Genomic DNA, 636 nt, shown 5'->3' with positions numbered 1-636 from the left:
GCGCTGGGCGGCCCTGGCCGCCGTCCTGTCGGTGGGGGTGGCGCTGTCACCGGCGGTGCGCCGCCTCGCCCCGGCCCGCCGCGCGGTGCCGGTGCGGTGGTGGTGCGGTGCGATCGCCACCGCGCTGGGGGTGCGGGTCCGCGTCACGGGCGGGCCCGCGGCCGGTCCGGCGCTGGTGGTGGCCAACCACGTCTCCTGGCTGGACGTACCGCTGCTGGCCGCCGTGGCGCCCGGCCGGATGGTGGCCAAGCGGGAGGTCGGACGGTATCCGGTGCTGGGGCGGCTGGCCGCCCGCGGCGGGACCCTGTTCATCGACCGCGAGCGGCTGCGGTCCCTGCCGGGGACGGTCGCGGAGGTCGCCGGGGCGCTGCGCGCGGGCTCGACCGTGGTGGCCTTCCCCGAGGGCGGCACCCGGTGCGGCAGGGAACTGGGGCCGTTCCGCGGGGCGCTGTTCCAGGCCGCGCTGGAGGCCGGGGTCCCCGTGCAGCCGGTGGCGATCCGCTACCGGGAGCGCAGCAAGGCGGGGACGGCTGGCGTGGCGGGCGGGGCGGGCACGGTGGGCACGCGGGCCGCCTTCGTCGGCGACGACACACTGGCCGCCTCGCTGCGCCGGGTGGCCGCCGCCCGGGGCCTGGT

Annotated in this window: 1 protein-coding gene; it reads left to right on the top strand. The window is 80.3% G+C overall.

Annotation, left to right across the window (positions count from 1 at the left end; all coding sequences use genetic code 11):
- A partial coding sequence (locus tag ACLIYP_RS30700) for a lysophospholipid acyltransferase family protein (RefSeq protein ID WP_412716337.1) occupies positions 1–636 on the top strand: 636 nt, incomplete at both ends.

It is taken from the genome of Streptomyces nanhaiensis, assembly GCF_046614825.1.
Lineage (GTDB): Bacteria > Actinomycetota > Actinomycetes > Streptomycetales > Streptomycetaceae > Streptomyces > Streptomyces radiopugnans.
This window is presented reverse-complemented; position numbering and strand designations above follow the sequence as displayed.